General features: G+C 69.3%; 24 protein-coding genes. 16 read left to right on the plus strand and 8 right to left on the minus strand.

Features of this window, described 5'->3' with window-relative positions:
- Positions 1 to 14 precede the first annotated feature (14 nt).
- On the minus strand, positions 15 to 1,892 hold the full coding sequence (locus tag AB6732_RS05545) for a beta-glucoside-specific PTS transporter subunit IIABC (RefSeq protein WP_370959012.1): 1,878 nt from the start codon (positions 1,890 to 1,892) through the stop codon (positions 15 to 17).
- A 344-nt stretch (positions 1,893 to 2,236) separates the two neighbouring features.
- Here AB6732_RS05545 and AB6732_RS05550 point away from each other — a divergent pair, with 344 nt between their 5' ends.
- From AB6732_RS05550 to AB6732_RS05585, 8 genes are all read left to right on the plus strand, one after another.
- Positions 2,237 to 3,931 (plus strand): cytosine permease, encoded by a 1,695-nt coding sequence (locus tag AB6732_RS05550; protein ID WP_370959014.1) that lies wholly within the window; start codon positions 2,237 to 2,239, stop codon positions 3,929 to 3,931.
- A gap of 161 nt (positions 3,932 to 4,092) precedes the next feature.
- Positions 4,093 to 4,395: an urease subunit gamma gene (locus AB6732_RS05555; RefSeq protein ID WP_208188992.1), complete on the plus strand. Its 303-nt coding sequence runs from the start codon at positions 4,093 to 4,095 to the stop codon at positions 4,393 to 4,395.
- Between the two features lie 8 nt (positions 4,396 to 4,403).
- Entirely contained in the window at positions 4,404 to 6,530 is a 2,127-nt protein-coding gene (ureC, locus tag AB6732_RS05560) for an urease subunit alpha (RefSeq protein ID WP_370959016.1), read from the plus strand.
- 37 nt (positions 6,531 to 6,567) lie between these two features.
- A complete protein-coding gene (gene ureE, locus AB6732_RS05565; RefSeq protein ID WP_370959018.1) occupies positions 6,568 to 7,041 on the plus strand; it encodes an urease accessory protein UreE in 474 nt (157 codons plus the stop codon).
- The gene (locus AB6732_RS05570) at positions 7,041 to 7,757 is read left to right on the plus strand and encodes an urease accessory protein UreF (RefSeq protein WP_370959020.1); all 717 of its coding nucleotides are present in this window, start codon (positions 7,041 to 7,043) and stop codon (positions 7,755 to 7,757) included. The genes ureE and AB6732_RS05570 overlap by 1 nt, the downstream gene beginning before the upstream one ends.
- Before the next feature lie 10 nt (positions 7,758 to 7,767).
- Entirely contained in the window at positions 7,768 to 8,382 is a 615-nt protein-coding gene (ureG, locus tag AB6732_RS05575; RefSeq protein ID WP_370959022.1) for an urease accessory protein UreG, read from the plus strand.
- Positions 8,383 to 8,384: 2 nt separating this feature from the next.
- The gene (locus AB6732_RS05580; protein WP_370959602.1) at positions 8,385 to 9,365 is read left to right on the plus strand and encodes an urease accessory protein UreD; all 981 of its coding nucleotides are present in this window, start codon (positions 8,385 to 8,387) and stop codon (positions 9,363 to 9,365) included.
- A 49-nt stretch (positions 9,366 to 9,414) separates the two neighbouring features.
- Positions 9,415 to 10,404 carry a HoxN/HupN/NixA family nickel/cobalt transporter gene (locus tag AB6732_RS05585; protein WP_370959024.1) on the plus strand — a complete coding sequence of 330 codons (990 nt, stop codon included), beginning with the start codon at positions 9,415 to 9,417 and terminating at the stop codon, positions 10,402 to 10,404.
- 1 nt (position 10,405) lies between these two features.
- On the opposite strand, the gene AB6732_RS05590 is transcribed toward AB6732_RS05585, so the two are convergent.
- Positions 10,406 to 11,089 carry a YitT family protein gene (locus tag AB6732_RS05590; protein ID WP_370959603.1) on the minus strand — a complete coding sequence of 228 codons (684 nt, stop codon included), beginning with the start codon at positions 11,087 to 11,089 and terminating at the stop codon, positions 10,406 to 10,408.
- 126 nt (positions 11,090 to 11,215) lie between these two features.
- Here AB6732_RS05590 and AB6732_RS05595 point away from each other — a divergent pair, with 126 nt between their 5' ends.
- The gene (locus AB6732_RS05595; protein ID WP_370959026.1) at positions 11,216 to 11,698 is read left to right on the plus strand and encodes an Lrp/AsnC family transcriptional regulator; all 483 of its coding nucleotides are present in this window, start codon (positions 11,216 to 11,218) and stop codon (positions 11,696 to 11,698) included.
- A 114-nt stretch (positions 11,699 to 11,812) separates the two neighbouring features.
- Here AB6732_RS05595 and AB6732_RS05600 read toward each other — a convergent pair whose 3' ends face one another.
- The 3 genes from AB6732_RS05600 to AB6732_RS05610 all read right to left on the minus strand — a co-directional run bounded on the left by AB6732_RS05600 (position 11,813) and on the right by AB6732_RS05610 (position 14,040).
- Positions 11,813 to 12,217 carry a RidA family protein gene (locus AB6732_RS05600; RefSeq protein ID WP_066212148.1) on the minus strand — a complete coding sequence of 135 codons (405 nt, stop codon included), beginning with the start codon at positions 12,215 to 12,217 and terminating at the stop codon, positions 11,813 to 11,815.
- Between the two features lie 84 nt (positions 12,218 to 12,301).
- Positions 12,302 to 13,048: an IclR family transcriptional regulator gene (locus tag AB6732_RS05605; RefSeq protein WP_370959029.1), complete on the minus strand. Its 747-nt coding sequence runs from the start codon at positions 13,046 to 13,048 to the stop codon at positions 12,302 to 12,304.
- On the minus strand, positions 13,045 to 14,040 hold the full coding sequence (locus tag AB6732_RS05610) for a sugar kinase (protein ID WP_370959031.1): 996 nt from the start codon (positions 14,038 to 14,040) through the stop codon (positions 13,045 to 13,047). The genes AB6732_RS05605 and AB6732_RS05610 overlap by 4 nt, the downstream gene beginning before the upstream one ends.
- Positions 14,041 to 14,223: 183 nt before the next feature.
- Here AB6732_RS05610 and AB6732_RS05615 point away from each other — a divergent pair, with 183 nt between their 5' ends.
- The 4 genes from AB6732_RS05615 to AB6732_RS05630 all read left to right on the plus strand — a co-directional run bounded on the left by AB6732_RS05615 (position 14,224) and on the right by AB6732_RS05630 (position 19,359).
- Positions 14,224 to 15,543 (plus strand): alanine racemase, encoded by a 1,320-nt coding sequence (locus AB6732_RS05615; protein ID WP_370959032.1) that lies wholly within the window; start codon positions 14,224 to 14,226, stop codon positions 15,541 to 15,543.
- An 8-nt stretch (positions 15,544 to 15,551) separates the two neighbouring features.
- Positions 15,552 to 17,228 carry an amidohydrolase family protein gene (locus AB6732_RS05620; protein WP_370959033.1) on the plus strand — a complete coding sequence of 559 codons (1,677 nt, stop codon included), beginning with the start codon at positions 15,552 to 15,554 and terminating at the stop codon, positions 17,226 to 17,228.
- Positions 17,225 to 17,857, plus strand: coding sequence for a bifunctional 4-hydroxy-2-oxoglutarate aldolase/2-dehydro-3-deoxy-phosphogluconate aldolase (locus tag AB6732_RS05625; RefSeq protein ID WP_066212153.1), 633 nt, complete (start codon positions 17,225 to 17,227; stop codon positions 17,855 to 17,857). Before AB6732_RS05620 ends, AB6732_RS05625 begins: the two co-directional genes overlap by 4 nt.
- 107 nt (positions 17,858 to 17,964) lie before the next feature.
- Positions 17,965 to 19,359, plus strand: a complete 1,395-nt coding sequence (locus tag AB6732_RS05630; protein WP_370959035.1) for a GntP family permease — start codon at positions 17,965 to 17,967, stop codon at positions 19,357 to 19,359.
- Between the two features lie 127 nt (positions 19,360 to 19,486).
- Here the strand turns inward: AB6732_RS05630 and AB6732_RS05635 are convergent, their stop codons facing one another.
- From AB6732_RS05635 to AB6732_RS05645, 3 genes are all read right to left on the minus strand, one after another.
- Positions 19,487 to 20,245 carry a ThuA domain-containing protein gene (locus AB6732_RS05635; RefSeq protein WP_370959037.1) on the minus strand — a complete coding sequence of 253 codons (759 nt, stop codon included), beginning with the start codon at positions 20,243 to 20,245 and terminating at the stop codon, positions 19,487 to 19,489.
- Complete coding sequence (locus AB6732_RS05640; RefSeq protein ID WP_370959039.1) at positions 20,245 to 21,351, minus strand: Gfo/Idh/MocA family protein; 1,107 nt, start codon at positions 21,349 to 21,351, stop codon at positions 20,245 to 20,247. Before AB6732_RS05640 ends, AB6732_RS05635 begins: the two co-directional genes overlap by 1 nt.
- Before the next feature lie 194 nt (positions 21,352 to 21,545).
- Complete coding sequence (locus AB6732_RS05645; RefSeq protein ID WP_370959041.1) at positions 21,546 to 22,751, minus strand: ROK family protein; 1,206 nt, start codon at positions 22,749 to 22,751, stop codon at positions 21,546 to 21,548.
- 168 nt (positions 22,752 to 22,919) lie between these two features.
- Here AB6732_RS05645 and AB6732_RS05650 point away from each other — a divergent pair, with 168 nt between their 5' ends.
- From AB6732_RS05650 to AB6732_RS05660, 3 genes are read left to right on the plus strand one after another with little or no spacing between them, the layout of a single operon-like run.
- Positions 22,920 to 23,723: a sugar phosphate isomerase/epimerase family protein gene (locus AB6732_RS05650; RefSeq protein WP_370959043.1), complete on the plus strand. Its 804-nt coding sequence runs from the start codon at positions 22,920 to 22,922 to the stop codon at positions 23,721 to 23,723.
- The gene (locus AB6732_RS05655) at positions 23,720 to 24,835 is read left to right on the plus strand and encodes a Gfo/Idh/MocA family protein (protein ID WP_370959045.1); all 1,116 of its coding nucleotides are present in this window, start codon (positions 23,720 to 23,722) and stop codon (positions 24,833 to 24,835) included. The genes AB6732_RS05650 and AB6732_RS05655 overlap by 4 nt, the downstream gene beginning before the upstream one ends.
- Positions 24,832 to 25,998 (plus strand): Gfo/Idh/MocA family protein, encoded by a 1,167-nt coding sequence (locus AB6732_RS05660; protein WP_370959047.1) that lies wholly within the window; start codon positions 24,832 to 24,834, stop codon positions 25,996 to 25,998. Before AB6732_RS05655 ends, AB6732_RS05660 begins: the two co-directional genes overlap by 4 nt.
- Positions 25,999 to 26,001 lie beyond the last annotated feature (3 nt).

Raw genomic sequence — 26,001 nt, forward strand, 5'->3', positions numbered from 1 at the left:
TCTTCGGGACCGGATCAGAGTTCGACGTCGAGCGCCGGCACCCCGTGCGTCAGGCGGCCCTGGGCGAGGGGCACGACGGCGGTGAGGTCCTTGGTGTTGGTGACCACCATGAGGGTGGTGGTGTCGTAGCCGGCCTCCAGGACCTTGGCGCGGTCGACGATGGCGAGCAGAGCGCCGGCCTCGACGTGGTCACCGCGCGACACGGCGGAGACGAATCCCTCGCCCTTCATCTGCACGGTGTCGATGCCGATGTGCACCAGCACCTCGACGCCGTCGTCCGACTTGATGCCGTAGGCGTGGCCGGTCTTCATGACGGCCTGGACGGTGCCGGAGACGGGGGAGTAGACCCGGTCCTCTTCGGGAACGATGCCGAGGCCCGCGCCCATCGCGCCCGAGGCGAAGACCTTGTCCGGGACGTCGGCCAAGGCGACGACCGCCCCGGTGACGGGGGCCAGGACGGTGATGTTCCCGACGGCTGCCACTGCGGAGCCGGACTGTTCCTGCACGGCCGTGGCCGCGGCGTCGTCGTCCGCCTGCTCACGGGGGCCGAAGAAGAAGGTGAGGAGGAAGGCGATGAGGACCGCGGCCAGGACGCCCAGCATGAGGACGGCGAAGCTGCCGACCTGGGAGAAGGCGGGAAGGGAGAGCAGCGACGGGAACACGAACGCCGTGGCCGCGCTGCCGCCCATGCCCGCGATCGCACCGCCGACGGCGCCGCCCGCGATGCCGAAGTAGAACGGCTTCTTCAGGGGAAGGTTGACGCCGTAGATGCCCGGCTCGGTCACACCGGCCAGGAATCCGGACAGGGCGGCGGGCGCGGCCACGGCCCGGCGCTTGGCGCTCCGGCTGCGGAGGGCGACGGCGAGCATCGAACCGGCCTGGGCGAGCACGGCCGGGACCACGGGGCCGAACATGATCGAGTAGTGCAGGGTCGCGAGATCGGTGGCCATGAGCGGGACGAAGCCCCAGTGCAGGCCGAAGAGGACGAAGACCTGCCAGAGGCCGCCCATGATGGCGCCCGCCAGCCACGGGGCGAAGCCGAAGATCGCCGAGACGCCGTTCGAGATGCCGGCGGAGACGAAGGTGGTGACCGGGCCGACCGTCATGAGGGTCAGCGGGACCATGATCGCGATGCTGAGGAGCGGGACCAGGAAATTGCGGACGGCCGAGGGGAGGATCCTCGCGAGGAAGCGCTCGAGGTAGCCGAGCGGCCAGACCGCCACGATGATCGGGATGACTGAGCTGGTGTAGTTCATCATCACGACGGGGATCCCGGCGAACGCTACGGGCTTGCCGTCGGCCGCGAGGGCCACGATGGTCGGGTAGACGAGGGCGCCGGCGATCGCCATGGCCGTGAACTGGTTCGCCTTGAAACGGCGGGCCGCGGTGACAGCGAGGAAGACCGGCAGGAAGTAGAAGAGCGCATCGGCGGCCGCGGCCAGGATGATGTAGCTCTGGTCGGTAGCCTTGATCCAGCCGAACGTGGTGGCCATGGTGAGGAAGGCCTTGAAGAGGCCCGACCCTGCCAGGGGCCACAGCATCGGGGTGAAGATCCCGGAGACCATGTCGATGAAGCGGTTGAACAGATTGCCCTGGGAGGGAGCGTCGCCCCCGGCGGCGCCCGCGTCCTCGGAGCCGAAGCGCGTGATCCGGCTCAGCTCCGCGTACACGGTGGGGACGTCGTTGCCGATGACCACCTGGTACTGGCCACCCGCCTTCATCACGGTGATGACGCCGGGGAGCTTCTCGACGGCGGCGGTGTCCGCCTTCCCCTCGTCCTTGAGGCGCAGGCGCAGCCGGGTGGCGCAGTGCACGGCGCTGGACACGTTGTCCTCCCCGCCGACCTCCCGCAGGATGTCGGCGGCCAGCGACCGGTAATCGACCGATGCCATGGTGGGTCCTTTCTTCCTGTGTTCCGTGCCCGCACTGGCCCGGAAACGACAAAAGACCTAGGACCCACCCGCAGGGGTGTTTCCTAGGTCTTGCCCCGGTTCATCCCGGGTGACAATCCTTCGTGGCCTCAGAGGACCACAAAAGTTGAAGATACACGTGATCTGATTCACAGGCAAGTGGTGCGAGACGGCTTCGCGGCCGCTTCCGCGAAATGTCGCCGAAACGCGGATTTACGCTGCCGACACACGTCGATACCTCGCCGAAACACCGGCGTCATCCCGGGGGCATCGTGGCTCCGTAGCGTGCTGAGCAGGAACCTCATCCGATCACCAGGAGGCAGCTCTTGACGCAGGACACCCTCACCACACCTCAGACCCCACCGGCTCAGCACGCGTCCTCGCAGGACGCCGCCGCCCAGGCGGCGACCCGCGAGAGCCTGGAGGACTACACCCTCCGCTTCGCGCCGCGCTCGTACCGGAAGTGGGGCGTCGGCGTCGTCGCGACCAGCGCGCTGGGCGGCATCGCGTACCTGGCCGACTTCGCCATCGGCGCCAATATCGGCATGGCCTACGGCACGGTCAACGCGCTGCTCGGCATCGCGATCGCGGCCGTCATCATCTTCGTGACCGGCTTCCCGCTGGCCTACTACGCGGCCCGCTACAACATCGACCTGGACCTCATCACCCGCGGATCCGGCTTCGGCTACTACGGTTCCATCCTGACCAACGTCATCTTCGCCGTCTTCACCTTCATCTTCTTCGCCCTCGAAGGCTCGATCATGGCGCAGGGTCTCGAGCTGGGGCTCGGCATCCCGCGCTGGCTGGGTTATCTGATCTCCTCCGCGCTGATCATCCCGCTCGTCATCTTCGGCATGAACGCCCTGGCGAAGCTGCAGGTCTGGACCACCCCGCTGTGGCTCCTGCTCATGGTGGTGCCGCTCGTCTACCTCGTGGCGGCGCACCCGGATTCGCTCGGCGCCTTCCTCAGTTACCAGGGCACCTCGGGGCAGGGCGGGGTGGATCTCGCCTCGGCCATGCTCGCCGCCGGTGTCTGCCTCTCGCTCATGGCGCAGATCGCCGAACAGATCGATTACCTGCGCTTCATGCCGCCCAAGACGCCGGAGAACAGCCGCTCCTGGTGGCGCGCGGTGATCCTGGCCGGCCCGGGCTGGGTGGTGTTCGGCGCCATCAAGCAGGCGGTCGGCCTGTTCATCGCGGTGTACCTCGTCGCGCGGCTGGACCCGGCGGCGTCGGCGACGGCGAACGAGCCGGTGCACCAGTTCCTGGGCGTCTACCGGGAGATGATGCCGCCGTGGCTCGCCATGACGCTCGCGGTGGTCCTGGTGGTCATCTCGCAGATCAAGATCAACGTGACCAACGCCTACTCCGGCTCGCTGGCCTGGACCAACTCCTTCACGCGGCTCACTCGCCGCTACCCGGGGCGGCTCGTGTTCGTGGTGGTCAACGTGGGCATCGCCCTGGTCCTGATGGAGGCGGACATGTTCTCCTTCCTCAACGCGATCCTCGGCTTCTACGCGAACTGCGCCATGGCGTGGGTGGTCACGGTCGCCACGGACATCGGGATCAACAAGTACGTCCTGAAGATCTCCCCGAAGGTGCCGGAGTTCCGCCGTGGCATGCTCTACGCGATTAATCCGGTCGGCTTCGTCTCGATGATCCTCTCGGCGGGCCTCTCCATCGCCGTCTTCTTCGGGGCCTTCGGTCCCGCGATCCAGCCGTTCTCGCCCGTGGTCGCCGTGCTGGTCGCGTTCATCGCCACCCCGCTCATGGCGATCCTGACCCGCGGCAAGTACTACCTGCGCCGTGCCGACGACGGCGTTGACCTGCCGATGTTCGACGAGCACGGCAACCCCTCCGGGGAGACGCTGCTGTGCCACGTCACGGGGCTGGAATTCGAACGCCCGGACATGATCCGCTCCGCCGTGGACGGGCCCGAGGGCGAGATCCGCTACGTGTCCTCGCTCGCTCTCGCGACGGACCGCAGCGGCGCGCACGTCCTGCCTGCCGATCCGCGGTGAGGCAGCGACGGCCGTGAGCCTGTCGGTAACAAACGGCGACACGCCACGGTTCTGTTGCCCCATGAAACAGATCCGCCGCGTGTGGTCGTACGATCAAATTCCCCCCACCCCGTGAGTGCCGGAGCCCCTGAACCGTCACTCCTGTCCGCAGGAGCCTCCCCATGCGTCTTTCCCCACGTGAGCAGGAAAAACTGATGATCGTGGTCGCCGCCGATCTGGCGCGGCGCAGACAGGCGCGCGGGCTGAAACTCAACTATCCCGAAGCGATCGCCATCCTCAGCTACGAACTGATCGAAGGGGCGCGGGACGGCCGATCGGTGGCAGACCTGATGTCCTGGGGCGCCACGATCCTCCGTCGCGAGGACGTCATGGACGGGGTGCCGGAGATGATCCACGACGTTCAGATCGAGGCCACCTTCCCCGACGGCACCAAGCTCGTCACCGTCCACGAACCGATCCGTTAGGCCGAGCCATGAGCATCGAGAACAGCACCGCTTCGTCCCCGTCCTTCACGCCGGGCGAGACCCTGGTGGCGGACGGCGACATCACGCTCAACGCGGGCCGTCCCGTCACGGAGATCGCCGTCACCAACACGGGCGACCGGCCGGTCCAGGTCGGATCGCATTTCCACTTCGCCGAGACCAACCGCGGGCTCGATTTCGATCGTCAGGCCGCGCACGGGCTCCGGCTCGACATCCCGGCCGGCACGGCCGTGCGCTTCGAGCCGGGCGACACCAAGACCGTGCGGCTCGTCCCGCTCGCCGGGGCGCGCGAGGTGTACGGCCTCCGTGGACTGACCGAGGGCCCGCTGGATGACACGGCGCCGTCGTTGTCGGCTGCGGATGAAGAAGGTGGCCTGCCGAACCTCGCGATCCCGCGCACGCAGTACGCCCAGCTTTACGGGCCCACCACTGGTGACCGCGTCCGGCTCGGTGACACCGGGCTGTTCGCCGAGGTGGAGCGGGACCTGACGGTGTACGGCGAGGAAGTGGTGTTCGGGGGCGGCAAGGTGCTGCGCGACGGCATGGGGCAGAACGGCCAGGTGACGCGCGACGGCGGCGACGTCCCGGACACGGTCATCACCAACGCGCTCATCGTCGACCACAGCGGGATCTACAAAGCCGACGTCGCGCTCCGCGACGGCCACATCCAGGCGATCGGCAAGGCCGGGAACCCGCTCATCCAGGACGGCGTGGACATCGTGGTGGGCTCGTCCACCGAGATCATCGCGGGGGAACGCAAGATCCTCACCGCAGGTGGCCTCGACACCCATATCCACTTCATCTCCCCGGATCAGATCCCCACCGCTCTGGCCTCCGGCGTGACGACGATGATCGGCGGCGGCACGGGACCGGCGGAAGGCACCAAGGCCACCACGGTCACCCCGGGTTCCTGGCACATCGGCCGCATGCTCCAGGCCGCGGAGGCGTTCCCGATGAACATCGGCCTGCTCGGCAAGGGGCATGCCAGCACCACGGAGCCTCTCGCGGAGCAGATCCGCGCCGGCGCCATCGGGCTCAAGATCCACGAGGACTGGGGCGCCACGCACTCCTCGATCGACAGGGCGCTGCAGGTCGCGGACGAATACGACGTGCAGGTCGCCATCCACACGGACACCCTGAACGAATGCGGCTTCCTGGAGGACACGGTGGCGGCGATCGGGGACCGGGTGATCCACACCTTCCACACGGAGGGCGCCGGCGGCGGTCACGCGCCGGACATCATCGCGATCGCGGCCCAGCCCAATGTCCTGCCGGCCTCGACCAACCCGACCATCCCCTTCACCCGCAACACGGCCGAGGAACACCTGGACATGCTCATGGTGTGTCACCACCTGAGCCCGGCGATCCCCGAGGACGTGGCGTTCGCCGATTCACGCATCCGGCCCGAGACCATCGCCGCCGAGGACGTGCTGCATGACCTCGGGGTGTTCTCGATCATGTCGAGCGACTCGCAGGCCATGGGCCGCGTGGGGGAAGTGGTGACCCGCACGTGGCAGCTGGCCGACAAGATGAAGGCCCAGCGCGGCCACCTGAACGCCGACGGCAGCACGACGGCACCGGACGCCGGCACGGACTCGGACAACTTCCGCATCAAGCGCTACGTCGCCAAATACACGATCAATCCCGCCATCGCGCAGGGCATCGCGGACTCGGTGGGCAGCGTCGAAGTGGGCAAATTCGCCGATCTGGTCCTCTGGGATCCGGCGTTCTTCGGAGTGAAGCCGGACCTGGTCCTCAAGGGCGGCACGATCGCCAACTCCGTGATGGGAGACCCGAACGCCTCGATCCCCACGCCCCAGCCGCAGACCCTCCGCATGGCCTTCGGCGCCTACGGCGGCAGCGTGCAGGCCTCCTCGATCACCTTCCTCTCACAGGCGGCCGTGGACGCGGGCGTGCCCGCAGCCCTGGGGCTGAAGAAGGTCATCCGGCCGGTCCACGGCATCCGCACGCTGCGGAAACAGGACCTGCCGTTCAACGGGGAGACCCCGCGGCTCGACGTGGACCCGCAGACCTACGAGGTGCGCGTGGACGGGGTGGTCGTGACCTGCGATCCCGTGGACACCGTGCCTCTCGGCCAGCGGTACTTCCTGTTCTGACACCTGTTCCAGTCCGGACCCGGAGAAAGAGACGACCATGATCGTGACCAGCATCCTCGGCAACGTCCATGACGAGGACCACCCCTTCCCGGCCGGCCACCGCGAGAAGGTCACCCTCCCCGTGGCAGACCTGGCCAAGCGGATTCAGCGCGTGACGAGTGACCACGGCCGCGAGCTCGGCATCCGGCTGCCGGCCGGCTCACCCGATCTGCGCGACGGCGACGTGCTGTTCGCGGAGGAGGGGAACGCCGTCGTGGTGGCGGTCGAGGCGAGCGACGTGCTGGTGATCGCGCCGCGGAGCATCGGGGAGGCTCTGTTCACGGCCCACTCGCTCGGCAACCGCCATCTGCAGGCGCAGTTCTTCGGGCCGGACTCGGACTATGCCGCGGAGGTCATGGTGTGCCAGTACGACCACACCGTGGAGGACTTCTTGAACCACCACCAGGTGCCGTACAGCCGCCAGGAACGGGTCATGGCCGTGCCGTTCCGTCACGCGGAGCACACCCACTGATGACCGGAACCGGCCCCAGCGTCGCGGCGCTCCTCCAGCTCACCGACTCGGCCCTGCCGACCGGTGCGTTCAGCCATTCCTTCGGCCTGGAACCGTACCTGGACAGCGGCGAGGTGACGGACGAGCACACCCTGCTGGCGTGGCTGGAGGGGTACCTCAGCACCCAGCTGACGTTCACGGACGCCATCGCGGTGCGCCGGGCCTGCCGGCTGGCGACGGCGCTGCGGGAGCGACCCGGGGGAGCGGCCCTCGCCGGTCTTCAGGAGCTCGACGCCGAACTCGGCGCGCTGCTCATCCCGCGCCAGCTCCGGGAGGCGAGCCTGCGCATGGGCCGCCGTCTGCTCGAGATCGCCCGGGAGTCGTTCCCGTCGCCGGCCGTGGACGCCTACGCCGACGCGGTGGCCGCGGGGGACTGTCAGGGCCACTTCGTCCTCGCGTTCGCCCTCGCGGCCCAGGGGCTCGGCTTCGACGAGGACACCGTGGTGGAGGCGCACCTTTCGGCGGCGCTGACCTCCCTCGCCTACAACGCCGTGCGGGCCATCCCGCTGGGCCAGCTCTCCGGGCAGCGCGTCCTGGCGGGCGTGCGCGCCCGGGTGCCCGCCGCCGTCGAACGGTCCAGGACCGCCGAGGAGCGCCATTTCGGCGCCGCGGCGCCCGCCCTTGAAATCCATCAGATGCGGCACGAGCACCAGCGTGCGCGCATGTTCGCCAGTTGAGGAGCAGACCATGAACGATCCCGTCATCATCGGCATCGGCGGCCCCGTGGGCGCCGGGAAGACCCAGTTGGTGGAGCGCGTGACCCGTGCGCTCATCGACGATTTCTCGATGGCCGCCATCACGAATGACATTTACACGATCGAGGACGCGAAGATCCTGGCGCGCAACGGAGTGCTCCCGGAGGACCGGATCGTCGGCGTGGAGACGGGCGGTTGCCCGCACACGGCAATCCGTGAGGACACTTCCATGAACACGGCCGCGATCGAGAACCTCAAGGAACGTCATCCGGGGCTGGAACTGATCTTCGTCGAATCCGGCGGTGACAACCTCTCGGCCACCTTCAGCCCGGAACTCGTGGACTTCTCCGTGTATGTCATCGACGTGGCACAGGGGGAGAAGATCCCGCGCAAGGCCGGGCAGGGCATGATCAAGTCGGACCTGCTGGTCATCAACAAGACGGATCTGGCGCCGCATGTGGGCGCGGACCTGGCCGTCATGGAGAGCGATTCGCGGTCGTTCCGCGGAGACCGCCCGTTCTGTTTCACCAACCTCAAGACCGACGACGGCCTGGACTATGTGCTGAACTGGATCCGCCGGGACGTGCTCATGACGGACCTCGCGTGACCATGACGGTTGAGTCCAGCGGGGCTGTCGGGTCCCACGGGGCTCCTGAGTCCGGCCCGGTGGAGCCGTCGGGCTCTCCTGCCGAGCCGCTCACCGGCGAGGTGCGCCTCCGGCTCGAGGCACGGAACGGCCGCTCCGTGGTCGCCGGGCAGTTCCACTCCGGTGCACTCCGGATGCTCCGGCCGCTCTATCCGGGGGACCAGGCCTGGTCCCCCGGTCAGAGGACCGCCGAGCAGGGGACCGCGGAACAGACCGGGCAGCTTGGGCAGGCTGAGCAGGTCCTGGTCACCGCCATCAACCCGGGCGGCGGCTATCTGGGCGGGGACCGGTACGTGCTCGGCGCCGAGCTGGGCGCGGACACTGCCCTTCTGCTGACCACGCAATCGGCCACGAAGGTCTACCGCACGCCTCAGGGGCCCGCCCGGTCGAGCCAGGAGTTCCGCCTGGAGGCTGGCGCGCGCCTCGAATCCGTTCCGGACGCGCTGATCGCCTATCAGGCCGCCAGCTACCACCAGGACACCGAGGTGTGGATGCATCCGATGGCGTCGCTCGCCCTCGCCGAGACCGTCACGCATGGCTGGGCGCCCGACGGCACGCCGTTCCGCTTCGACGAGGTGTCCCTGCGCACCCGCGTGCACGTGGGGGACCGGCTGGCGGTCTCCGACAATCTCCTGCTGCGCCCGGACCAGGGCGGCACTGCCCGCCTCATGCTCGGCGGACACTCGCACCTCGCCACTCTGCTCGTGGTCGACCCGCGTGCGGACGACGACGCCGTGCAGCGGCTCCGCGAGGAGCTCGGCGTCCTGCTGCCGCCGGCGTCGTCGGGCGCACTCCTGGGGATCACCCGCCTGGCCGTGCCGGGTTTCGTCCTGCGAGCCCTCACCGGCAGCACTCAGTCCGCCGAGGCCGTCCTCCACGGGGCGCTGAACTGGATGCGCAGGGAATGGCACGGGCAGTCGCCCGTTGAGCTACGCAAATACTGACGGCGGAAAACACCGACCGCCGCAATCACAGACCTGAGGAAGTACCGAGATGCGACACAAGACCCTCCGGGCCGCAGCCGTGGTCCTCGTCCTGCACCTCCTGGCCGGGGCGTTCCTCCTCGCCGCCGCCGGGCCTCAGTCCGGCGCCGCCCTCGGACTATGCGCGGTGGCCTACCTGGCCGGCGTGAAGCACTCCTACGACTGGGACCACATCGCGGCCATCGACAATTCCAGCCGCCGGTTCGCCGCGCAGGGCAGGTATCACACCGGCGTCGGCCTGGCGTTCAGCCTGGGGCATTGCACCGTGGTGGTGCTGGCCTGCGCGCTCGTCGTGCTGGGGGTGGGATCCATGCAGCAGCTCTTCGCCGACGGCAGCACCGCGAACGTCGTGCTGTCCTGCACCGGGGCGGCAGTGTCCGGATTCTTCCTCCTGGCCCTCGGGCTCTTCAATTCGGGCGCTTTCTTCGGCACGGCCCGGACGGCCCGGATGCTGAGGGAGGGCCGGCCGGTCAGCACGCGGGATCTCGAACCCCGCGGCCTGGCGGCGCGACTGGTGGCCGCGCCGCTGAAGTCCGTGCAGGCGCCGCGCCACCTGTATGCGGTGGGGTTCCTGTTCGGTCTCGGCTTCGACACCGCCACGACGGTCGGCCTGCTCGTGACCTCCGCGTCGGCCGTCCTGGCCGGGGTGCCCGCCGTCGCGCTGCTGGCCATGCCGTTCGCGTTCTCGGCCGCGATGACCCTCTTCGACACGGCCAACGGCGCCGCGATGATGACGCTCTACCGCAACGCGCTCGCCCAGCCCTTGCAGCGGCTCCGCTTCAACCTGGTGGTGACCGGGATGTCCGCCGTCTCGGCACTGTTCGTCGCCACCATCACGCTCGGGGCGCTCTTCCGGGAGCTCCTGGGCCTGGAGGATCCGGTCACCGGGTTCCTGGCCTCGATCGATCTGGGCGACGCCGGCCTGCTCCTGGTCGCGTCCTTCCTGGTGGTCTGGGCTGTCGCGGCCCTGGCGCGCCGGGTGCGGCAGACGGCCGCGTGACTCAGATCCCCGTGTAACGTCCCGGGCGGTGGTTGAACGCCAGGATGATGTTCAGGACGATCGCCCCGGCCGCCGACAGCAGGACGAGGTTCCAGGGGACGACCGCCAGCGCTCCGAGGATCACGAGGACATCGGCCACCATGAGCACGTAGCCGGCACGCCAGCCGATGCGTTCCTGGATGAGCAGCGCCAGGATATTGAATCCGCCGAGGCTCGCCTTGTGCCGGAACAGGATGAGCAGCCCGACGCCGGAGAGGAGATTGCCGGCCAGTGCACCGTAGCCGGGGTTCAAGTGGATCTCGCCGAGGGCCAGGGGGTGCAGGGACGTCAGCGCGGAGACGGCGAGGGCGCACACGATGGTGCGGAGGGTGAAGTTCCATCCCTTCTTCCACGCCGCCAGGGCGAAGAACGGGGCGTTCACGATGAGGAAGACCACGCCGAACGGGGCCCCGACGGCGTAACTAAGCAGGAGGGACAGCCCCGCCGTCCCGCCGGTCACCGTCCCGCTGCTGTGCAGGAGGTACAGGCCGAGGGAGGCGATGAACGTTCCCGTGATGAGCCCGAGCAGGTCTTCCGCGAGCCCGTGCCGGGAGGTCTCCGGGGTGACGGAGGCAGCCGTGCCGGAGGCGGCGACGGGGGAGTCCGGATGAGTCGAGGGGACGTCTTGGGAACGACGGGCCTGCATGATGGTCATGAGAGAATTCTCGGAAGACTGGGATATCCGCGCAAGCTCGTTCACTTTCATTGGGATGAGTGCCAAGACATCTCCCGGAAATCCTGTATTTCTGACAAGAGGAAGCGTGATTCACCGATGAATGACCCTCATGGCCTGGACGCGCTTGACGCCCGCATTCTGCTCGCCCTGGACGAGGAACCCGGTGCTTCCGTGCTGCGGCTCGCTCAACTGGTGGGGGTTTCGCGGAACACCGTGCACGCCAGGCTGCAGCGGATGAACCGTCAGGGACTGCTGCTCGGCTTCACCCAGCGGGTGCCGCCGTCCGCTCTTGGCTATGGGCTGGTCGCGTTCGTCTCGCTGGCGATCGCTCAGGCGGACAGCGCGACGGCGGTGCGGAGTGTCCAGGAGATCCCCGAGGTGGTGGAGATCCACAAGACGACCGGCGATGCCGACTTCCTGGTCAAGGTGGTGGCGCGGGACACCTCGGATCTGAACCGGGTCACGCAGGCGATGGTCGCGGTGCCGGGAGTGGTCCGGTCGAGCACGGCGGTGTCGCTCGAAGAGACGATGCCGTTCCGCACGCGCGCGCTGCTGCAACGCCGGGCCACCGAGGGCTGAGCTTGAAGCGCGCTTCGGGGGACGCCGAAGGCCCGGAGCGGCTGTCCGCTCCGGGCCTTCATGCTGCCCGGTGGTTCGCCTGAGGGATCAGGCTCCGGACGGCGTTCGCCGTGCTCAGGCGGTGACGGCGAGGGCGTCGATCTCGACGAGCATGACCTCGTGGGGCAGGTCCACGAACACCGTGGTGCGGCTGGGGAGCTGACCGCTCGGGACGTTCTCCTGGATGAACTCGCCGTAGACCTCGTTCATGGCGGAGAAGTCGTCGCGGGTGGTCAGGTACACGCGGAACATCACGACGTCCTCCACGGAGGAGCCGCCGGCCTCGAGGATGGCCTTGACGTTCTCCAGGGTGCGACGGGTCTGGACGCGGACGTCGCCGTCGCCGATGTACTGGTTGGTCTCGGGATCCATCGGGCCCTGGCCGGAGACCTGGAACAGGCCGCCCTTCTTCACCCCCTGGGAGAAGGTGTGGGCTGGGGCCGGGGCGTTCTCCGTGAAGACGATTTCCTTGGAGCTCATGGTGATTCCTTTCGGTGCTGATTCAGGTTCGGTGCTTACTGAGGGAGGTGCTGATTGAGAACGGTCAGGCCGGCCGCGGAGCTGTCACCGCTTCGTGTAGCCGAGCTCGGCCGACACCGCATCCGTGCATTCCCGGAGCGCGGGCAGCAGGCCCAGAAGGCCTTCGCGGTCGAGCATCACGGTCGGGACGGAGCAGGAGACGGCCGCGACCACCCGGCCGCCGGCATCTCGGATGGGCGCGGCGACGCAGTGCACGAACTCCTCGAACTCTTCGCCGTCGAGCGCCCAGCCCTGGCCGGCCACCACGTCCAGCTCGCGCAGGAAGGCGGCCGGGCCCGTGATGGTGTTGTCCGTGTAGCGGGTGTACTCCAGGCTGTCGGCCAGGGCCTTCCGCTGCTCGAGGGGCAGGTCCGCGAAGATCACCTTGGACACTGCGGCGGCGTGCAACGCGGCGGTGAGACCGATCCGCGAGTACATGCGCACTGGATGGCGGGACTCCAGCTTGTCGATGTAGACGATGTCCCGGCCTTCCGGGGCGGCGAGATGCACGGTGTGTCCGGTGGCCTCGTTGAGCCGCGCCAGGTGCGGATGGGCGGAACTGCGGATGTCCCTCTGCTCCAGGGCGAGGCTGGAGAGTTCGAACAGCTTCGAGCCGAGACGGTACCGCTGCTGGGCGTCCCGGACCACGAACCTCCGGTCCTCCAGGCTGTGCAGCAGACGCATCACGGTGGTCTTGTGAACTTCGGCCGTGGACGCCAGTTCGTCGAGGGTGGCGGGGCCTGCCGCCAGGGCTGAGAGCAGGTCGAGGGCGCGCAGCAGACTCTGGCTCATGACTGTCCCACTAGGAAGCGGCCGTGAGCCACGGTGATGGCGTCCCACTCGCGCTCGGGGCAGCGGAGGATGCGGTCGAGATCCTCGTCGTCCGGGAGCGGCCCCCGGTCACCGTGGACCGTGAGGGTGCAGGCCGCGGCGACGTGACCGCGGCGCAGGCTCAGCGGCTGTTCCAGGCCGGACACGACGCCGCTCAGGTAGCCGGCGGCGAAGGAGTCCCCGGCGCCCACCGGCTCCACCACCTCGACGTGAAGCGCGGGCACTTCCCAGCGTTCGCCGTCGTGCCCCAGGGCGATGGCGCTGATCGCCTCGTTCTTGAGGACGAGCACGCCCGGATCGGGCAGCAGGGCGCGGAGCTCGCGCTCATCCTGGGTGCCGAAGGCGAGAAGCGCCTCATCCTTGCCCATGAGGACGATGTCCGCCAGATTGGCGAGCCGGCGGAGGACCGTGGAATCCCGGCCTTCCCACAGCGCGGGCCGCCAGTTGACGTCGAAGCTGATCAGCTGCCGGTCGCGGGGCCGGGAGAGCAGAGCCAGGAGCAGATCGCGGCACGAGTCTCCGAGGGCGGCGGTGATGCCGCTCAGGTGGATGAGGTCGGCGTCGTCCAGCAGGGCCGCGACGGCGGGATCCTCCAGCAGGCCCGGATCCATCGCCGAGGCCGCGGAGCCACTGCGGTAGTAGAGCATCGCCGAGCCGGTGCCGGCGTCGCCGGGAACCTTGACGTAGAGGCCCGTGCGGCGTTCGGGATCGAGCTGGACGCCGTCGGTCCGCACTCGGTGCCGCTCGAGTTCGCGCAGGATGCGCCGTCCGAAGCCGTCGTCGCCGACCCGGCTGATCCAGGCCGTGTCCAGCCCCATCGCCGCGAGGCCCAGCGCCACATTCGACTCCGCTCCGCCCACTCCGAGGTGCAGCGTGTCCGCGGTCTCCAGATTCCCGTTGCCGCCCGGGGTCAGCATCGCCATGGTCTCTCCCAGGCAGATGGCTCGTGGCATCTCGGCTCCTTTGCGACGGTCTGCTCACACGATTCCGGCCGCATCCGTTGACGCGGCCCCGGCTCAATGCTAAACATGAAGGCAGACATTTTGCAATACCGATTGCAAATTACGCAACGCATGATCTCCCCGGTTCTCACGCAGTGAGCGCCAGGAGAGCGACCACGATGACGAGGTGCACCAGTGAGCCAGACCATGTACGACCCGGCCCGGGTCAGGAGCGTGGGGGAGGAGATCCTCGACTTCCGGCATAAGGCCGTGCCGTCGGCCCTGCAGGGTCTCCGGCTCGCGGACTTCGGAGGCCGTGGGCTCGACCGGCTTCAGACCCCGCTGCTCACCCTCGACCGCGATGCCCTCGACTTCAACGCCCGGTTGCTCGCCGACTGGTGCGAGGAGCGCGGCGTCCTGCTCGCACCGCACGGCAAGACCACCATGTCGCCCGAGCTGTGGGCGCAGCAGATGGATCTCGGCGCCTGGGGCATCACGCTCGCCAATGCGGCACAGCTCCGGGTGGCCCGCCACTTCGGATTCACGCGCCTCATGCTGGCCAACAGCCTCACCGACCCGCAGGCGATCCGCTGGGCCGCGGAGCAGGCCGCCGACGGCGCCCGGATCGTCTCCTGGGTGGACTCGCCGGACACCGTCGCCCTGCTCGACCGCGAACTGGCCGGGGACGGCCCGGCGGGGCACGGAACCCTGGACGTCATCGTCGAACGCGGCGGTCACGGCGGACGGACGGGAGCCCGCAGCCACGAGGAAGCGCTGGCCATCGCCCGCGCGGTGCACGCGTCGCCGAGGCTCCGGCTGGTCGGCGTGGGCGGCTACGAAGGCGCCCTCGCCCACACGGCCGACGACGCCGGCCTGGCCGCCGTGCGCGGCTACCTCGCCGACGTCGTCGCACTGCACGAAGCGCTGCTCGCCGAAGGGCTTTACGACGCGGACGAGCTGCTGGTCACCGCGGGCGGCAGCGCCTACTTCGACGATGTCGTGGACGTGCTCGGGCCGGTCCGGACGAGCGGTGGCGACGGCACGCCCCGCGTGGACGTCGTGATCCGCAGCGGCGCGTACATCGTCCACGACGACGGCTTCTACCACGGCATCTCGCCGTTCTCCCGGCAGGATCCGGACGGCCCGGCATCGTTCCGTTCGGCCATGCACGCCTGGGTGCGCGTGGTGTCCCAGCCCGAGCCGGGGCTGGCCATCCTCGAAGGCGGCAAGCGCGATCTGCCCTTCGACGAGGGCCTGCCCGTCCCGCAGTTCCTGAGCCCCGGCCTCGGCGAGCCGGGCGTGCCCCTGGACGGCGCCGAGATCACGGCGGTCAACGACCAGCACGCTTTCCTGCGGTTCCCCGAAACCGTGGACCTCAAACCCGGACACGTGATCCGTCTCGGCCTCTCCCACCCGTGCACGGCTCTGGACAAGTGGACGGTGATCCCCGTGCTCGATTCCACCCGGGACACCGACGCGCCCACCGTGGTGGGCGCCGTGCGGACCTTCTTCTAGGAGCGACGATGTCTTCCCAGATCAGCGCTCCCCAGAACAGCGGCACCCAGATCCTCTTCACGAATGTGACCCTCGTGGATGGCACCGGCGAGCCGCGGCGGGCCGCCGACGTCCTGCTCCTCGGCGAGGTGATCGCCTGCATCGCCGGTCCCGGCGAGCTCCGGGAGCACGTGGAGTCCGGCTGCGAGATCATCGAGGGCGACGGGCTGGTCCTGAGCCCCGGGTTCATCGACATGCACGCCCACTCGGACCTCCAGCTCCTGGTCACCCCGGACCACTACGCCAAGCTCAGCCAGGGTGTCACCACGGAACTCCTGGGTCAGGACGGCCTGTCCTACGCCCCGGTGGATGACCCCACGCTCGCCGGGGTCCGCCAGAAGATCGCCGGATGGAACGACAATCCGGAGGACTTCGACTGGAACTGGCGGTCCGTGCGGGAGTACCTGGACCGGCTGGACCGTCCGGACGCCGACGGCGGCCGGATCGCCACGAACGCCGCGTACCTCGTGCCCCAGGGCACCGTCCGGGCGCTCGTCATGGGCTTCGACGAGGGCGAGGCGACCCCTGACGACGTCGAACGCATGCGAGAGGTGGTCCGGACCGCGATGGAGGAGGGCGCCGTCGGGATGTCCTCCGGTCTGACGTACACGCCCGGCATGTACGCGACCACCGAGGAACTCGGCGCGCTGTGCCGCACGGTGGGGGAGCTGGGTGGTTTCTACGCCCCGCACCACCGCTCGTACGGCAGGGGCGCGCTCGACGCGTATGCCGAGATGATCGGCCTCAGCCGGGACACCGGCTGTGCGCTGCACCTCTCCCACGCCACCATGAACTTCGCCGAGAACAAGGGCAGGGCGGGCGAACTCCTCGCCTTGATCGATGAGGCGCTGGACGACGGTGTGGACATCACCCTGGACACGTACCCGTACCTTCCCGGCGCCACGACGCTGTCCGCGATCCTTCCGAGCTGGGCTTCGGCAGGCGGGACGGACGCGACGCTGGACCGGTTGCGCGATCCGGAGACCCGCGCGAGGATCCGCGAGAACGTGGAGATCTACGGATCCGACGGCTGCCACGGCGTCGTCGCCGAATGGGACACCCTGGAGATCAGTGGCGTGCAGAACCAGGCGCTGGCCGGCTACGTGGGCCGCACCATCGAACAGATCGCACAGGAGGAAGGGCGAGAGCCGTTCGACGTCTTCGCCGGGATCCTGCTCGAGGACCGCTGCGGCACAGGCATCCTCCAGCACGTCGGTCATGAGGAGAACGTCCGCGCCATCATGGTGCACCGCACCCACACGGGCGGCAGCGACGGACTCCTGGTGGGCGGCAAGCCGCACCCCCGGGCCTGGGGCACGTTCCCGCGCTACCTCGGCCACTACTGCCGGGAGCTCGGGCTGCTCAGCCTCGAGGAGACCGTGCACCATCTGACCGGCCGGCCCGCGGCGCGCCTCAAGCTGGACCGCCGGGGTCTGGTCCGCGAAGGCTATGCGGCGGATCTGGTGCTCTTCGACCCGGAGACCGTCCGGGACACCGCCACCTTCGAGCAGCCGCGACAGGCCGCCGAGGGCATCCACTACGTCTTCGTCAACGGCACGGCGGCCATCGCCGGCGGCCGGCCCACCGGAGCCCGCGCGGGCCGCGCGCTCCACCGAACCCCGGAAGGAACAGCAGCACAGCGATGAACAACTCGGAGCTCGAACGGATTCTCGCGGAGGACCGCACCCTGGCCGTGGTCCGTGCCAAGGCCATCCCGGACGCCGCGCGCCTCGCGGAGGCCCTGGCCAAGGGCGGCATCCGCACCCTGGAACTCACCTTCACCACCCCCGACGTGACCCGGCACCTCCGCCGAGCCGCCGAGACGGCAGGTGACCATGGCGCCGTCGTCGGCGTGGGCACCGTGATGACCGCCGCGCAGGCGCGCGAGGCCATCGACGCCGGCGCTCAGTTCCTCGTCACTCCGGGCCTGCGCCCGGACGTGGCCGCCGTCGCGCGGGAGGCCGGAGTGCCCATCAGCCTGGGCGCCATGACCCCCACCGAGGTCGCCGCGGCCTTGGACCTCGGATCGGAGATCGTGAAGATCTTCCCGGCCCGCCAGCTCGGACCGCAGTACCTGAAGGACCTTCAGGGACCATTCCCGGGGATCAAGCTCTTGCCGTCCGGCGGCGTGGACGCCGGAAACGCTCGTGGCTACCTCGACGCCGGCGCGCTGGCCGTCTGCTGTGGCACCTCCGTGGTGCCGCCGGCCGCCGTCGACGCCGGGGACTGGGACGACATCACCGCGCGCGCCAAGGCCTTCGTCCAGGCCCTCTGAGGCACCGGGCTCTGAAACCCCGGGCACTGACGTTCCCCCCAACCCTCACCCCCCAATAGATCATCCGCGCCCCGGCCCCCGGCGGCGAACAGCTCAAAGGAGAGAACATGGATGGATTCCTGTCGTGGCTGCGCCACGACACAGCAGGCTTGCTCCTGCTGGCAGGCGTGGGCATCGCCCTCCTGCTTTTCCTCATCATCAAGGTGAAGGTCGAACCCTTCATCGCCCTCGTCGGCACCGGCGTGCTCGTGGCCCTGGTGGGCGGCGTGACGGTCGAGCAGCTGGTGGGATCGCCCATCAAGAGCAGCGACGCCCTCATTGAAAAGGGCTTCGCGGGAATCCTCGGCCACATCACCCTGATCATCGGCCTGGGCACGGTCCTGGGCGCCATCCTGGAACGCTCCGGCGGCGCGGAAGTGCTGCTCGGCCGCCTCGTGAAGGTGTTCGGCGAGAAGGGCACCCCGCTCGCCATGGGCATCACGGGCTTCGTGCTCGGCATCCCGGTCTTCTTCGACATCGGCATCTTCGTCCTGGCCCCGTTGGTCTACGTGGCCGCGGTCCGGGGCGGCAAGTCCCTGGTCCTGTACGCACTGCCGCTCCTGGCCGGTCTGTCCGTGACCCACGCGTTCCTGCCTCCTCACCCTGGCCCCGTGGCCGCGGCCGGCCTCTTCCACGTGGAGCTCGGCTGGATCATCATCATGGGCCTCGCCTGCGGCATCCCCGCCTGGTTCGTCTCCGGCATGCTCTGGGGCACCTGGATCGGCAAGCGCGTCATGGTCGATGTCCCCGAGGACCGGATCGTCCCCGAATCCGAGGAGGCGAAGGGGCGCGAGCCGCACATCGGCGTCGTCGCGCTGACCATCGGCCTGCCCATGGTCCTGATCCTGGGAGCGACCTTCGGCAACGTGTTCCTTCCCGCGGGAGGCTTCCGGGACGTGCTGATCTTCTTCGGCAACCCGGCCATCGCACTCACGGTCGCCGTGCTGCTGGCCATGTGGCTCCTGGGCATCCGCAACGGGATGACGTCCAAGGACCTGTCCGAGCTCAGCTCCTCCTCGCTGCGTCCGGTGGGCATGATCCTGCTGGTCGTCGGTTCGGGCGCGTTCTTCGGTGCGGTGCTCGCCGCCACCGGTGTGGGCAAGGCCGTCGCCACCTCGCTGTCCGAGGCGGGTCTGCCGCTCATCGTCTCGGCCTACGTGATCGCCTGTGGCATGCGCATCGCCCAGGGCTCCGCGACCGTGGCGATCGTGACCACGGGCGGCATCCTCGCCCCGGCGCTGACCTCCGGACAGTACTCGCAGCCGCAGCTGGCCCTTCTGGTCATGGCCATCTCGTCCGGCTCCATCATCGCGAGCCACGTCAACGACGGCGGGTTCTGGATCATCTCCAAGTACTTCAACATGTCCGTCAAGGACACGCTGAAGACCTGGACCGTGCTGGAGACCGTGCTCTCGGTGGTCGGCTTCGGCATGGCGAGCCTGCTCTGGGTGCTCGTCTCCTGACGGAGCGCTCTCTTTAGAGCACGGCGCCTCCCCGGCGGAATCGTCCCGTGACTTCCGGCAACGACGACGGCGAAGGGCCGGCCACCTCTCGGTGACCGGCCCTTCGTGTTGCGCGGCCCAGTCGTGGTCAGACCGCGGGGATCGCCTCGTACCAGCCGCTCTGGAGGTTCTGGACGCCGGGCTCGCGCCGGTCCAGACCGGGCCGCGCCGCCCACCGCACGCCATTGGCCAGGACTTTGCGGACCTCGGGGTGGTGGTACACCGGGTACTCCTGATCGCCCGGGCTGAAGTAGAAGATCCGGCCCTTGCCGCGGGTGAAGGTGACGCCGGAGCGGAACACCTCGCCCCCGGCGAAGGAGCTGATGAAGATCAGATCGTCCGGATCCGGGATGTCGAACAGCTCGCCGTACATCTCCTGCTCAGGGATGATGATCGGGTTCGCTACCCCCTCGGAGATCGGGTGGGACGGCTTCACATTCCACACCAGTTCCCGCTCGCCGTCGTTGCGCCACGCGAGGGAGCAGCTGGTGCCCAGGAGCTTGATGAAGATCTTGGAGAAGTGCCCCGAATGCAGCACGAGCAGACCCATGCCGCCCAGGACGTGCCGCTGCACGCGCTCCACCACGGCGTCATCCACCTCGGCGTGCGCCATGTGGCCCCACCACAGGAGGACGTCGGTGGCCGCGAGGACCTCCTCGGTCAGGCCGTGGTCCGGCGTGGAGGCCAGGGTGGCCGTGGAGACCTCGGCGCCGGGCAGCAGTTCCCGGAGTCCGTCGGCGATCGCGCCGTGCATGCCGTCGGGGTAGATCTCGCCGATGTGGGCGGGTTCGTTGAGTGATTCGTGGACGCCTTCGTTCCACACCAGGATGCGCAGGGGACGGGACATCAGAGCTGAACCTCCCGGTTCTCGCGGGCGGAACGGTAAGCGGCATCGATGATCCGGGCACGGCCCAGGGCGACCGAGCCGTCGTGCCGGGCCCACTCCTCGGGGCCGGAGCGGACCGCGGAGACGAAGTCCTCCACCACTTGCTGGTGCATCCCGTTGGGGCCGATCACCGGGGCGTAGTCGGCGCTCGCTTCGCCGGTGTCCTTGTAGACGGTCAGGTGCCCGGCTTCCGGCATCGGCTCGCCGGCCACCCGGAGCTCGGCGCCGCCGTCGGTGCCGTAGACGAGGAAGTTGATCTCGTCGTCGGGGTTGCGGTAACTGGCCCAGCCGGCCTCGATCAGCAGCGCGCCGCCGCCCTCCAGACGCAGGAACGCCGAGGAGAAGTCCTCGACTTCGAAGCGGTGTTCGGTGGAGGTCGCCTTGTAACTGCCGCTGCCGCCCAGACCGCGGTGTCCCAGTTCGGAGTGCGTGGTGGCGCTGACGGAGAGCACCTTCGGCTCGCCGAGCAGATGCAGCGAGTAGTCGAGGACGTGCACCCCGATGTCCACCAGCGGACCACCGCCGGCCAGCGCCGGGTTGGTGAACCAGCTGCCGAGGGTCGGGATGCCCTTGCGGCGGAGCCACGCCGCCTTGGCGTAGTACGGGCGGCCGATCTCGCCGGAGTCGATGACCGTCTTCAGGGCGCCGATGTCGCCCCGGCGGCGGTGGTTGAACGCCACGTCCAGGACGCGACCGGCGCGACGTGCGGCGTCGACCATCGCCTGGCCTTCCACTGCGTCCTTGGCCAGCGGCTTCTCGCTCAACACATGGAGGCCGCGTTCCAGGGCCGCCACCGTGATGGGCGCGTGCAGGAAGGTCGGCACGGCGACGCTGATGGCGTCGAGACCACCGGCGTCGAGCATGTCTTCCCAGCGGGCGTAGGTCGCGGGGACGTCGTACTCCGCCTGGAGCTTCGCGAGGGGTTCGGCCTCCATGGCGGCCAGGGCCACCACACGGACGCCGGGGATCCGGGAGTACGCCTCCAAGTGCTGCTGGCCGGCCCAGCCGATGCCGACGACGCCGACCCTCAGCTGCTCAGCGTCCGGCCGGGTGGGTTCCTGAGTCACAGGTGGTTCCTTTCGGGTGGTGGAGAGGGGATGGTTCTCGGAGCTTTTGAGAGGACTTTTGCACAATAAAAGTCATAAGTAACGCACAAGAAGCCAAGAGCAGATTTTCACGCGCCGCCCGGCGCGTCAAGGGTTTTGCGTCAGCGCTTGCACATCGGAGCTTGCACATCGGCGCTTGCGCAGGCCCGTGGCGCTCAGGCGTGGGCGATCGCCGCCTCGATGGACTCGGGGGACAGGAGGTGTTCGATCACGAGGCGGCTCGCGCCGAGGATGCCGGCGTCGGACCCCGCGCGGGACGGCTCGATCCTCAGATGCCGTGTGGCGAGCGGCTGGGACCGCCGGTACACGGCCTCCCGCGCGCCGGCCATGAGCGGATCCCCGGCCTGCGCGAGCGTTCCGCCCACCACGATCACGGACGGGTTCAGGACGTTGACGCAGAACGCGAGGACTTCGCCGAGGTCCCGTCCCGCCTGTCGCAGGGCGTGGATGGCGGCCACTTCGCCGCGGGCCGCGAGGGCGACGACGTCGGAGCCCCGGTCGGCGTCGAGGCCCTGGAGGCGGAGTTTCGCCGCCAGCGCAGGTCCGGACGCCACCGCTTCCAGGCACCCGGTGTTGCCGCAGCGGCAGGGGACGTCCTCGCCGTCGGGCACCCGGACGTGGCCGATGTCGCCGCTCGTGCCGTCTGCGCCGCGCTGGAGCCGGCCTCCGGCGATGATGCCCGAGCCGACGCCCGTGGCCAGCTTCACGAAGAGGAACTCCCGGTGTTCGCTCCAGTGCGTGTGCTGTTCGCCGAGGGCCATGATGTTGACATCGTTGTCCACCAGGACCGGCACTTGCCACTCCTGCGCCAGGCGCGCGGGCACGTCGAAACCGTCCCAGCCGGGCATGATCGGCGGGTTCACGGGACGCCCGGTCTCGTGCTCCACGGGCCCGGGCAGGCCGACGCCGATTCCGGCGAGTTCCCGCTCGTCCCGTCCGAGATCTGCCAGAAGTTCCCGCCCGGTGGCGGCGATCCATGCGAGGGTGGATTCCGGGCCGTCGGCGATGTCCCGCGGCTCCGAGTGGCGCGCGAGGATGGCTCCGCCCAGATCCGCGACGGCGACCGTCGCGTGGGCGCCGCCGATGTCCGCGGCCAGCACGATCCGGCGCGAGGCGCGGAAGGCGAAGCGCGACGGCGGCCTGCCGCCCGAGGATGCCGCCTCGCCGGCGGCTTCGATCAGGCCCGCCCCGAGCAGCGCGTCCAGGCGGGCGACCACGGTGGTCCGAGCCAGCCCCGTGAGCCCCATGATCTCGGCGCGCGTGCGGGCCTTGCCGTCCCGGAGCAGCTGGAAGAGCTGGCCGGGTCCGCTCGGTGCGGTGGGGTCGACGGCGCCGGGCGCGGCGGGGGAGCTACTGGTCATGCATAAGACTTAGCACAAGGAGGGCGCGTCGGGAGCGACTTTTCAGAAAACGCCAGGCACTTTTGCTTGACTTCCGTCATAAGTGGCCCCTAGCGTGGGGCGTAGCCTGGGCCGAGGATGACCCATGTCACAGGATGTCCATCAGCAGTCAGAAGGGGTGCCCCACTCATGTCCTACTCCGTGCAGCTCTACAGCGTCCGCGACGCGCTCAGCCAGGACCTTCCGGGGACGCTCCGGCGTCTCGCCGAGCTCGGGTTCACCCAGGTGGAGCCGTACGGCTTCGCCGCGCTGGCCGATCAGCTCGGACCGGCCCTGCGGGAGAACGGGCTCACGGCGCCCACCGGCCACGCCTCGCTGCTGTCCGCGGACCAGGACGAGATCTTCACGGCGGCACGTGAACTCGGCATCGGCACCGTCATCGACCCCTTCGTCGAACCGGCGCAGTGGCAGGACGCCGGGAGCGTGCGGGACATCGCCGAGCGCCTGAACGCCGCTGCCAAGAAGGGCGCCGAGTACGGCATCCGTGTCGGCTATCACAATCACTACTGGGAGATCGGGTCCACCCTGGAGGGCGCCACGGCCCTCGAGTTCTTCGCGGGCCTCCTCGACCCCGAAGTCGTCCTTGAGGCGGACGCCTACTGGGTGGCTGCTGGCGGCCAGGATCCCGCCGCGTTCCTCCGTCGGCTCGGTGACCGCGTGGTCGCCGTGCACCTCAAAGACGGTCCCATCACCGTGCTTCCCAGCGACGGCTTCGACCCCGAGCAGATGGCCGGGATCACCGCCTCACAGCTCCCGGCCGGTCAAGGCGAGGTGAACATCTGGGATGTCATCGACGCCGCCCCGGGTCTGGAAGTGGGCGTCGTGGAGTTCGATGACTACGCCGGAGACATCTTCGAGGGCCTCGCCGCCTCCCTGGCCTACCTCGACGCCGGCCGTCCGGAGAGCGACGCCCGCGCCGAGGCCGGCGCATGAGCCGCGGCCCCGTCGGCGTCGCGCTCATTGGCGCCGGGAACATCAGCAAGCAGTACCTGGACAATCTCACCGTCTTCCCGGACATCCGGGTCGTCGCCATCACGGATCTCTACCCGGAGGCGGCCAAGGCTCGCGCCGAGGAATACGGGATCGTGGAGCACGGCACGCCCGAGCTGGCGCTGGAGCACCCGGACGTCGAGATCGTCGTCAACCTCACCATCCCGGCCGTGCACGCCGACGTCGCGCTGCAGGCGATCCGCGCAGGGAAGCACGTGTGGAGCGAGAAGCCGCTCGCCCTGGACCGGGAGAGCGGCCGGGAGGTGCTGGAGGCGGCTGCCGCCGCGGGGGTGCGGGTCGGCTGCGCGCCGGACACCTTCCTAGGAGCCGGGCTCCAGACGGCGCGCCGCGTGATCGAACGCGGCGACATCGGCACGCCGCTCACCGCACAGACCGTCATGCAGTACCCCGGGCCGGACCGCTGGCACCCGAACCCGGCGTTCCTCTTCCAGCGGGGCGCCGGGCCCCTGTTCGACATGGGTCCGTACTACGTGACGGCCCTCGTCCAGACCTTCGGCAGCGCCCGCAGGGTCGCCGCGATGGGGTCGGCGGCGCTGACGCGGCGCACGGTGGCGACCGGTCCACTGGCCGGTGAGACCTTCGACGTCGAGGTCCCGACCCACGTCAGCGCGCAGATCGAGTTCGAGGGCGGCGCCTCCTCGCACAGCGTCTTCAGCTTCCAGTCGCCTCACGTCCGGACGGGCTACGTCGAGGTCACGGGAACCGAGGCCACACTGCTGATCCCGGACCCCAACAACTTCGACGGCGAGCTTCAGCTGATCCGCCCCGGCGAGGACGACTGGACCGGCATCCCGGCGAGCGGGGCGGCGCAAGGCCGTGGCATGGGCGTGCTGGATCTCGCCCGTTCGATCCGCGCCGGGGCGCCGCATCGGGCCACGGGCGAGCTGGCCTTCCACGTGCTGGACACGATGATCGCCATCTCCGATTCCGTGGAACGCGGGGAATTCCTCACGGTGGACAGCTCCGCGGAGCCGTCCGCGCCGCTGCCCGAGGACTGGGATCCGCTCGCGGCCACCTTGGAGGGGACGGCATGAGCGGGGAGACCCGGCCCCTGGGCGTCGCGGCCATCGGCTACGCCTTCATGGGGAAGGCGCATTCGCAAGCGTGGCGGAATGTGGCCTCGTTCTTCGACGTGCCCGCGTTCGAACGCAAAGTTTTGGTGGGCCGGGACGGCGCCCAGGTGGCGGAGGCCGCCGAGAGGTTCGGCTGGCAGGAGTCGGCCACGGACTGGCGCGAGGTGATCGCGCGGCCGGACATCGACGTCGTGGACATCTGCACACCCGGCTGGACCCACGCGGAGATCGCCATCGCCGCGCTGGAGGCCGGCAAGCACGTCCTGGTCGAGAAGCCACTCTCCAACACCCTCGAGGAGTCGCAGGCCATGGTCGAGGCTGCTGCGCGTGGCGCTCGTCGCGGGGTGAAGTCGATGATCGGCTTCAACTACCGCCGCGTCCCGGCCCTCGCCTACGCCCGGCGCCTGATCGGGGACGGCCGCCTGGGGGAGATCCGCCAGGTGCGGGCCTCCTACCTTCAGGACTGGCTCGCCGACGAGCAAGCGCCCATGTCCTGGCGGCTCCGTCGCGAAACGGCCGGCAGCGGCGCCCTCGGCGACATCGCCAGCCACGCGATCGACCAGGTCCAGTTCCTCACCGGCCACGCCGTGACCGGCGTGTCCGCCCGCCTGGAGACGTTCGTGCCCCGGCGCCGCGGCCCGGACGGGTTGGAGGACGTCACGGTGGACGACGCGGCCTGGCTGACCCTGGCGCTCGACGGCGGCGCGGTCGCCTCGGTGGAAGCCTCCCGCATGGCGTTCGGCCGGAAGAACGCGCTGCGGATCGAGGTCTACGGCAGCGCGGGCGCCCTGGCGTTCGACCTGGAACGTCCCAACGAACTGCAGTTCCTGGACGGCGCCGACCCCGTGGAGGAACAAGGCTTCCGGACGATCCTCGTCACGGAGCCGCAACACCCCTACGTCTCGGCGTGGTGGCCCCAGGGTCACGTGATCGGCTGGGAGCACACCTTCACGCACCAGGTGCGTGATTTCCTCGTCGCGATCCGGGACGGCGGCACACCGTCCCCGTCGTTCGCGGACGGGCTCCAGGTGCAGTCCGTGCTGGACGCAGCCGCCCGGTCCGCGGAGGCGCGTGGCGCCGTCGTCGATCTTCATCCCGCATCCCCAGCCACCCAGGAGGCCTGAGCC

The organism is Arthrobacter sp. RCC_34 (assembly GCF_041360795.1).
Classification (GTDB): Bacteria; Actinomycetota; Actinomycetes; order Actinomycetales; family Micrococcaceae; genus Arthrobacter_E.